We start from the raw sequence: 9,799 nt of genomic DNA, 5'->3' as shown, positions 1-9,799 counted from the left end.
CGCGACTGGTGGAGAAGACTTTTGGACAAAATTGTTTCTCCACTTCCCAACTGCAATGCAGTTGGAAGGCTCGAACCCAACTGGCTAAACCTAGGGGCATCTCCATGAGCGAACGCGACTCCAACTGCATGGATTGGGCTTCAGGCGGAGGCGGCGACGAATGGGTAGGGGTGCCGAAGGTTTCTAGCACGTCCCGGGTAAGCTCCTATACCTATAGCATGAGGCGCGCGTCTCCCACTAAAGTGGGAACTCCATGCGCCGAAGGTGCTTTTCCCTGTACGGAGTTCCGCCTTCAGGCGGAGGCGGCGACGAATGGGTAGGGGTGCCGAAGGTTTCTAGCACGTCTCGGGTAAGCTTCTATACCGGTGGCATCAGGCGCGCGTCCCCCACTAAAGTGGGAACTCCATACGCCGAAGGGGCTGGTCCCTGTACGGAGTTGATCGCAGGGCGGTCCGATCTTCCCCAAATATCCTGATTGTCCCTCCGCCTTCCGCCGTCTAAGGTCGAGCGTCTCTCCGTGATGTTAGCTCTATGCGCCAGCTCATGACCAAGCGTCTCTCGACGAGTCTGATGGATCATTCCTCCCCACAGGGATGGCTCTGCGCATGGCTGTCGATCGTCCTCCTGCTTTCGGTCTCGGTCAGCGGAGCAGGTGAGTCCGCTGCGGGTGCCCCCGAAGCCTCCATCGACTGGGCTCAGGAACAGAATTTCTGGTCCTTCCGGTCTCCGGTCGCGCAGCCCTGGCCCGCCGTGAAGGCAAAGCGATGGCCTCGTCAGCCGGTGGATTACTTCGTTCTTTCCCGACTGGAACAGGCCGGTCTCAGCCCTTCAGCCCAAACCTCGCGGCGCTCGTTGCTCCGGCGAGTGACCTTCGATCTAACGGGCTTGCCGCCCACTTCGGAGGAGGTCTTCGCATTTCTCGCGGACCAAGAACCGGGGGCGTATGACCGAGTGGTCGAACGATTGCTCCGTTCGCCTCGTTTTGGCGAACGGATGGCGAGCCTCTGGCTGCCCTTGGCTCGCTACGCGGAAGATCAGGCGCATCAGGTGGGCGACGATACCAAGTATTTCTATCCCAACGCCTGGCGGTATCGCGAGTGGGTGGTCGATGCTCTGAATCGGGACCTACCCTATGATCAGTTCTTGAAGCTCCAGTTGGCAGCGGACCGGATCGAGGGAACCAACTCGCCGAACCTGGCTGCGTTGGGGTTTCTGGGATTGGGACCCAAATACTATGATCGCGATCGACTGGCAGTGCAGGCCGATGAATGGGAGGATCGAATCGACACGGTGTCGCGCACGATGTTGGGGCTGACCGTGGCGTGCGCTCGCTGCCACGATCACAAGTTCGATCCAATCACCACCCGCGACTATTACGGATTGGCAGGAGTGTTTGCCAGCACGCGCATGATCAATCGTCGGCCCGACGGGAGCCTCGAAAAAGGAGATGCCAAGGGAACCAATTTTTCTGCTGCCACGCTGCACTTGGTGATGGATGCCGACCAGCCTCAGGATTTGCCCGTGTTCATCCGGGGTAATGTGGATCAGAAAGGTCCGGTGGCCGAACGAGGCTTTTTGCGAGTGCTCAGCCGTCCCGACGCGGCTCCGTTTCGCGATGGTAGTGGACGTCGGGAACTGGCGGATCGAATTGCCTGTCGGGAGAACCCACTCGTGGCTCGAGTGATGGTCAATCGCGTCTGGGGCGCCTTGTTCGGGCAGCCACTGGTCGCCACCCCCAGTAACTTTGGGCATGCCGGGATGCCCCCCAGCCATCCCGAGTTGCTGGACGATCTGGCGGTGCGATTCATGGCGGCGAATTGGTCGGTGAAAGCTTTAGTCAGGGAACTGGTTCTCTCAGCCACCTACGGTCAGCAGAGCGGGGTGACGGGCAGGAGTTCGGCTTCTCGGCGTCCGACCAGCGCCTCGTCTCCGCGGGATGCTTCGATTGCGGCCTCCGGCGATCCGGCCAACATCCTGCTTGGCCGGATGAATCGGAAACGGCTGTCGATCGAGCAATGGCGCGATTCGGTCCTGTTTGTCACCGGTGAGTTGACATCAGGGGGTGGTAAATCACTGGAGCTGGATGATCCTAAGAATTTACGTCGGACTCTCTATGCCCGGGTGAGTCGCCTGAAATTAAACGACCTGTTCATGCAGTTCGATTATCCGGATGCCAACGTCCACGCCGAGAAACGCAGCACGACCACCACCGCGATGCAGAAGCTTTTTGTGCTCAATAGCGCGTTTATGCAGACACGGGCTCAGGCGCTGAGCCAGCGTGTGTTGGGCGACCGGTCTGCTTCGGTGGAGACATCGATTCAACGAGCCTATCAACTCCTGTTCGGGCGCGACCCGAGTCGGGAGGAACGCTCGCTGGCGGTGGAGTTCCTCCGCAAGCCGCCGCAGGGCGAAACCTCCCGATGGGATCAATATGCGCAGTTGCTGTTGGCCTCGAATGAGATGAACTATGTCGACTAAGCCTCTCCTTGGTTCCGGCTCCCTCACCCGCCGTCAGATGCTCCGCCGCATGGCCGGTGGGTTTGGTGCGGTGGGCCTGGCCGGCCTGCTGGGTTCACCGTCGCTTTCGGCCGGCGGCATCGCGCGAGTCCCTCATTTCCAACCACGCGCCCGACGGGTTATTTTCCTGTTCATGAATGGTGGGCCATCCCATGTGGATACCTTCGATCCGAAACCGGCACTGAAGACGCGGGAGGGACAGCAACCTTCGGGGGACTTGTTCAAGAAGAGTAAGGGGACTGGCTTTATGCCTTCGCCGCTGTCCTTTTCGAAGCACGGTCGCAGCGGGATCGAGGTCAGCGAGACCTTGCCGCACCTAGCGCGTGTCATTGACGATTGTTGCATCATCCGCTCGATGCACACCGATGTGCCGAACCACGAGCCGGCCTTGCTGCAGATGCACACCGGCAACGTCCAGCCGATCCGTCCTTCTCTGGGTTCGTGGATGCTCTATGGACTCGGCACGGAGAACCGGAATCTTCCGGGCTATGTGGTGTTGCGACCCACGCCTCAGATCGTGGTCGGGCCCGCCCTGTGGTCGAATAGCTTTTTGCCTGCGGAGTATCAGGCTGCCAGCGTGGTGACCTCCGACATGCGTGTGGAAAAGCTCCTGGCGAATATTCGAAACGGGCGGCTTTCTGAATCTGAACAGCGTGAGCAGTTGGATTTGCTGGGGAACTTGAATCGGATTCATTTGGCGTCGCGTAACAAGGACTCTGAATTGGAGGGGCAGATTCAGGCGATGGAGACAGCCTTCCGCATGCAGCGCGAGGCGATGGATGTCTTTGATATCAGCCGCGAGCCGGAGCACGTTCGACAAGCCTATGGGGACTCGCCTTTCTCGCGGTCCTGCTTGCTGGCGCGGCGGTTGGTGGAATCCGGCGTGAGGTTCGTGACGGTTTACTATGTGAACAATGGCAACCAACCCTGGGACACCCATTCCAACCACAATGCGGGACACCAAAAACTGTGCGCGGATGCGGATCGACCCAGTGCCGCGTTGATCGCCGATCTCAAAGAGCGAGGCTTGTTGGATGATACGTTGGTGATCTGGGGTGGGGAGTTTGGGCGCACCCCCTATGCGGAGAACCGCAAGGAGGACAAGACGTCTGGACGAGATCATCATCACACCGCGTTCTCCACTTTGTTGGCGGGCGGCGGTGTCAAGGGCGGGATGGTTTACGGTGGATCGGATGAGCTAGGCATGAACGCCGTCGACAACCCGGTTCATGTCCATGATCTCCACGCGACGATCCTTCATTTGCTGGGGCTCGATCACGAGCGCCTGACGTATCCGTATGCGGGACGAGAGTTCCGGTTGACGGATGTCTATGGCAGGGTGGTGAGAGACATCATCAGCTGATCGGGATCACCAAGAGGGCAACCCCGCGAGGGCCGCTAGGCAATCGTCACCCTTCGGCTCTCCGCGACGCATCCCTTCCCAGTTCGACAAACTAGGGCCCTTATGGGCTCGAACGGAGATCAGAACTATAAACCTCGTCGGACCGCTTCGTGGTCAAGTCCCGCCCTACCTCGCATCGGACCGCTTCGCGGTCAAATCTCGCCCTACCTCATATCGTCTACCAAAGGCTCACGCCGAAGTGACCCAGGGGGAGGTGGATCTGCTCAGGATCTTTCCTCCGCCGTGGTGCTCCGGCGTGAGCTGTGTTAACTCAACGTTTGAGCCTCAGACTGACGCTCCGGCCGGATCAGTCTGGATCCGCATAGAGCGAGACGGCTTCGCTGGCTGTCAGAGTGCGGTTGTAGATGCGCACGTTGTCGATCGCTCCTTGGAAGGCGGTCGTCCGATTGCGACTACCCGCCTCGTAGTAGATCCCCATGCTCGTGATCGAGGAAGGTTTGGACAGCGCAATCGGGCCAATGAGGGTCCTATTCGTGGAGATCGCTCCGTCCTTGTAAAGGGTAAGCCGCGTTTCTGCGCCCTTGTTTTCAACGGTTAGGACGTAGTGGGCCCAGGTTTCGTTGGTCACAATCACTGACGAGGTGAGCTCGGAAGGGAGCGTTGGAATCCCGAAGTGGATTCGGTTGTCCTTGACGAAGAGAGCTCGGCCGTCGGCTTGTCCTACGATGGTATGAATGGCAGGTCCCCCGACTTCATGATTGATCCAGGCGGAATAGGTGAAGTTCAGCTGATTGGTGAGCGAGGGCCCGATCAAGTAGCCGTATTGGTCGTCGACGTAATCGGAAGCATCGAAGTGATACGCCCTCTTCGGCGCATGGCTTCGATCGTCGGTCAGTGTCGTGCGGCTGGCGTTTCCAATCGTCGCATGGGCTTGGTTTCCGCTGCTGTCCAGCGTGTTACCCTTGAACAGGTACTCCGCTTGCAACCCGTTGCGAGGGGCGCCTTGGCTAATGGCCAGCTCTGTGCGCGTGCTCGTCAAGCCACGTGTGTCGGTGGCGGTGCAAACGATGGTGTAGCTGCCTTGGGTGGTATAGATATGATTCGTCACCAGCTGGAAATGCTTCGTGGGAACCGGCGGGATCAGGGTGAGATCGGGGGTGCCGTCTCCCCAGTTGATGACGACTCGGGCGAAGTTGTCTTCGGCATCCTTGATATCGATGGTCAGAGTCGCCTCTCGGCCGACCAACTTGGCACTCAATTCCCCGAACTCAGGGGCCGTGTTGATCTGCGGCACCAGTGGCGCCGGGTCCACGTTATCTTTGAATCCGTCGCCATCGGTATCGGCAGCCCGTGGGTCGGTGCCCTTGGCCTTCTCGTTTGCATCGGAGAGCCCGTCCTTATCTGTGTCTGTAAAACGAGGGTCGGAAAACACTCGTCGAGGGTAATTGGGCCCCGGTGCGTTCACGATCCAGCCGGTCCGGAGCTCCGTGTAGTCGTCCAAGCCATCATGATCCGAATCTTTTTCTTGATCCGAGGTGCCGTACAGAAGTTCCTCCCGATCCAGCAGACGATCGCCATCCTCGTCCCGGGCGTAGATCAGATAGATCTGATCGCCGGGCATGAGGAGAATGTCGTCGAAGTGGTTGGTGGGATTGGTTTGTCGGTCGCTGGTGCCGGCAATGAACCAAAACCGACGGTCGGCGACGGATCCCGTCCGAGTTTCCCTCACGCCAGTCAGAACCTGGCGATGGCTCACCGTGTTGGTTGCCGTCGTGTAGAAGACTCCGACTTTATTGTCGAACCGAATATAGTTGGTCATGACCATTCTCATGCGAACGCCTGCGGGAGTGCCATCCCGATTCAGGCGCACATTGGTGGCCACCCGATGCTTCTCGACGACCCCGTCGCCGTAGTCAATGGTTAAGCCTGCGGTGCGATTGAGGTTGGTTTGAGTGAGAAACACATAGTTGAGTCCAGCGTCGTTGATCAGGTCGAAGTTCACCACTTTGAAGATGAGCCCGGAGGGTTGGGCCAACAACTCCTTGATGATGTCGGGGTTCACATCATCGGCCACGACATTCACCGGTCCCACGGTGCCGTTAGGTGGGAGAAACAGGTCCGGGATGGCCGGCTTCAGAGTGGCGACGGTCTGGAAATTCGTCGAATTGTTGGGGTTGGGCTTCAACGCCAGGACTGAGAGATTGCTCAGCTTAAAGGAGACGGTGCCTTCGTTTTTGACGGTCAGATCGACGCTGATGCGTCCAGAAGAGAACTGCTCGCGGCGGCTCGAAGTGTAGCCGACGTAGTTTTGGTATTCCTGTTGGGCGGTCTCGGAACTGGTTCGGTCGATGGTGGTCGTGTTCTGACGGGTGTAGCCCTCGGCGATGGAGGCGGTGGCTGAGACCGAGACGGCAGCGGACGGAGGAACTCCGGCTTCAGATTCCAGGCCCGCCGTGATCGAGCCGCTGGTTTCTACCGACACTTGATTCGCGACCGCATCGCTGCGGCTCAGGGCGGACCCCTTTGTCTGTGAAAGACGGGCGCTGAAGTTAGTCGCCCCGCCTTCCTCGTTGGAGTAAGTCACATTGAGACGCACATCCACCGTCTTCTCATCGATGAGGATAGAAGGCTTCGGGATCTCTGATACGAGCGGGTTGGTGCTGTTGGTAAGCACTTCCTCCCGATCGCTTACTCCGTCTGCATCCGTATCAGCCAGTCGAGGAGAGGTGCCGAACTGCTCGAATTCCCCCTTATCGAAGAACGCAGAATTGCCACCGGAGTCACCATCGGTGTCCTGCATGGCCGGATTGCTGAGGTAGATATTTCGCTCGTCCGCATCACTCAGCAGGTCCCCGTCCGTATCGATGGAGCGGGCATCGAGTTGAAGGAGTCGTTCCTCGTAGTCGCTCAGGCCGTCGCCGTCCGTGTCTGCCAGGCGAGGGTCGCTCGAAGATTCATAAATCTTCTGCGTGCCGTTCCCGTAGCGGACCGTGACCTCATACTTCTTGGTCTCCTCAGTCGAGTTGATCCCATCGACATCGCGATCGGGACCGTAACCCAGGGCGCGGAAGAATCGTTGGGTGCCGGGTGGATACTGGGCATCGAGTTGGAACGTGTCACCGCCGAGTGGCGTGATCAGCGGGGCATTGAGATCGGACCAGCGAGTTCCGGCCGCCAGACTCGTCGCCGATTGGATATCATAGTCAACATTGGTTCCCGAGGTATCCTGGACCATAAGACGCACTTTGCCCGTAGCCAGGTTTTCCAAATGGACGATACGGAGCGGGCTGGAGTTCGGCGGCGCGGCATCGAATGGGACGTCGGAAACAGCCCGACTGGTGTCGTGCAAGGTGGCGGCGCTCCCCAGCATTGGATCGTTGGCTAGATTGGCAGTGGAGCTGTTCGACTCGTCATCATAGCGCCAATAACCAACCAAGCTCTCCTCGGTGCCCGTGAGCGGATGGAAGAGATTGGCTTTGATCTGATCCTCCGTCCGCTCCACCCGCCACAAACGCATTTCGTCTACTTCCCCGCGAAGCCGGTCGGTCGGGAATCGGGAGGAGTAACCAAAGAACTCCAGGGGCAGCTGGATGCCGACGGGCAAGGTGCCCTTGAGCGCTCCATTGACCAGGAGCCGGGTAGACGTGGGTGAGCCTACAAAGGCGAGGTGGACCCACTGATTGACGGGGGCTTGATAGTCGAAGGCGTAGTCATCGACCCCGAATTTAGTCAAACCTACGAGTCGATCGGTGCCGAACTGTTCGAGCTTCAGAGCGGATGTAGAATCGATGAAGAGCGGGGCGGAGGGTCCTGATGAATCCTGGCGTTTGACCCAGAGTTCAGCCGTCCACGGAGCGGAGAGGGTGGCCGGTTTCAGGATCATTTGGCTCGCAGGAGCATCGAAGACCAGGGAGTTACCTGCGCCAGACTGACCCTGGGAAGGTAGGGCGAGGAGCAGGGAGGCCGTCAGGGCTAGACCCGCGGTTAGGGACCTTATTGGAATCTTTGTTCTCATAGGCGATCGAGCAATGGGTTGTTTATGACGAATGGATCGTTCCCCTATCTGTGAAGCGGCTCGGTCAACCTGTTGCAAAAAAAGCGAGAAAGCGGAATGGATGGCTTGGTCGGAGTCGGCTTTGGCAACGCAGGCAGCCAGGCGGAGAATCCACAAAGCTCGATATCGGGTCTTAGGAAAGCGGAGCAGGGACGTCATGCCCACGGACAACGCGGACCACACGGATCCGAAGAGGGGATTGTCAGGACCCGGCCGACTAGCAGACGTTGGGGAGAAAAGTCCGACGGGGTGCTAGTCCAACTTGGAGCTTTGGAAAACCGTCTTGCCGCTCACACGAATCTCCACGTCGCGGAGATAGGGCTTCAAAGCCGAGGTGTCCGGGAGAATACCGAGTCCAGGGCTTTGCGGCACATCCACGTTCCCGTGTCGGTCGGGTAGGAGCTTGGTCGCGGTAAAATCGCGTCCCAATGCCGAGGGGGCGAAGGGATACTCACAGATCTCATGTTTTTCGAGTCCTGCGTAGGGCTGCAGTGACGCGCTTAGCGCCAGGTGAGTGGTGAAGGTGTGATTCACGAAGCGCACGCCTTTGGCCTCGGCGTAGTCTGCTACTTCCTTGGCTGAGGTGATGCCTCCGATGCGTCCGGTATCGATCTGCACATATCCCAGGCCGGCAAAGTCGATCATGTTCATCGCTTGGTGAACATTGTGACATCCCTCGCCTCCGGCCATGGGGACTTCGGGAGCGAGTTGAGACAGTTGATAGTAAGCCTTGAGTGCGCCGGAGACGAACGGCTCCTCGAGCCATCCCACCTGACACTTCTTCAGCGCGGCCAGGTTTTGCTGGCCTCGCGCGACATCATCGTACCAGACCGTGCCGACATCCACGAGTAGGATGCCATCGGGACCCAGACCCTCGCGGGCGGCTTCCACTTGATCCGCGTCCTGCTTGGCGCTGCCCAAACCATAAGGACCCCATCCAAACTTCGCAGCTCGATAGCCAGCTTTGGTGACTTCACGGCCGCGCTGGAAGGTGGTTTGGGGATCGTCGCCGAAGAGTTGAGAAGCGTAGGCAACCTTGGGGAAGGACCTCGGGTAGCCTAGCAAACGAAAGACGGGTTCGCCCTTGGCCCGTGCCAGGAGATCCCAAAGAGCAATATCGATTCCGGAGAGAGTGTGGTCGGCCTGGAGTAGGTCCAAACTTTGAGCGCGCACCAGTCGGTTGATGCGATGGATATCGGTGATGTCGTCGAGCTTCTGGCCTAGAACCGAAGCACTGACCGGCTTGCAGGCGCTATGGGACATCGGGCAGTTCCAACTAGCCATGGAGACCAGTGGCGAGGCCTCGCACTCCCCCCAGCCGACGTAGTCTCCTGCCCGGACGCGAACCAACAGGGCATCCTGGCTTCCGTCGCCGATATCCAGCACTTGGGGGATGGACAAGTAATAGAAATCTACGGACTCGATCTTCATGGCATGGGTATTTGAGACAGCGCCCACGGATTGTTCCGTGGGTATGGGGTGAGTTTCGGTCGAGATGGGGGGGAGGGGAAGCGAATTTTTGTGGGGCAGTGTACGGGGTTCCCCGCACGGAGTGGATCGCGGACCAATCCGATGAGCCTTAGAGTTCATTTGTCCGCCTTCAGGCGGAGGCGGCCCGGATATGACATTGGGTGTGGGGACCTGCTCAAGCAGGAACTCCATACGCCGAGGGACGCGACCCCGTACGGAGTTCCGCCTTCAGCCAAATCCATGCAGTGGGGCGGCATGCGGTTGCGCAGCAGGTTTTTGCGAAAACCGAGGCGTGAGGAGCGAGCGTATTGAGCGAAATACGTAAGCGACGAACAACGAAGGATTTCGCAAAAAAATCAAGCAAACGCGTGCTGAACGACTGCATGGATTGGGCT

At 58.9% G+C, this 9,799-nt stretch carries 5 protein-coding genes; 3 read left to right on the top strand and 2 right to left on the bottom strand.

The genetic code is table 11. The features are described from left to right. Positions 1-104: 104 nt before the first annotated feature. The 3 genes from JNN07_10420 (at position 105) to JNN07_10410 (ending at position 3,880) form a co-directional block, all read left to right on the top strand. Positions 105-320: a hypothetical protein gene (locus JNN07_10420; GenBank protein ID MBL9168144.1), complete on the top strand. Its 216-nt coding sequence runs from the start codon at positions 105-107 to the stop codon at positions 318-320. A gap of 223 nt (positions 321-543) precedes the next feature. Then, the gene (locus tag JNN07_10415; protein MBL9168143.1) at positions 544-2,478 is read left to right on the top strand and encodes a DUF1549 domain-containing protein; all 1,935 of its coding nucleotides are present in this window, start codon (positions 544-546) and stop codon (positions 2,476-2,478) included. A gap of 37 nt (positions 2,479-2,515) precedes the next feature. Then, positions 2,516-3,880, top strand: a complete 1,365-nt coding sequence (locus JNN07_10410) for a DUF1501 domain-containing protein (GenBank protein MBL9168142.1) — start codon at positions 2,516-2,518, stop codon at positions 3,878-3,880. Between the two features lie 346 nt (positions 3,881-4,226). Here JNN07_10410 and JNN07_10405 read toward each other — a convergent pair whose 3' ends face one another. Together JNN07_10405 and JNN07_10400 are read right to left on the bottom strand one after the other, a co-directional pair. Continuing rightward, positions 4,227-7,895, bottom strand: coding sequence for a hypothetical protein (locus JNN07_10405; GenBank protein MBL9168141.1), 3,669 nt, complete (start codon positions 7,893-7,895; stop codon positions 4,227-4,229). 291 nt (positions 7,896-8,186) lie between these two features. Further along, positions 8,187-9,365: a mandelate racemase/muconate lactonizing enzyme family protein gene (locus JNN07_10400; GenBank protein MBL9168140.1), complete on the bottom strand. Its 1,179-nt coding sequence runs from the start codon at positions 9,363-9,365 to the stop codon at positions 8,187-8,189. Between the last annotated feature and the right edge of the window lie 434 nt (positions 9,366-9,799).

This window comes from Verrucomicrobiales bacterium (genome assembly GCA_016793885.1).
Lineage (GTDB): Bacteria > Verrucomicrobiota > Verrucomicrobiia > Limisphaerales > UBA11320 > UBA11320.
Note: the sequence above shows the minus strand (reverse complement) of the source record. Positions and strands in the feature narration are given on the sequence as shown.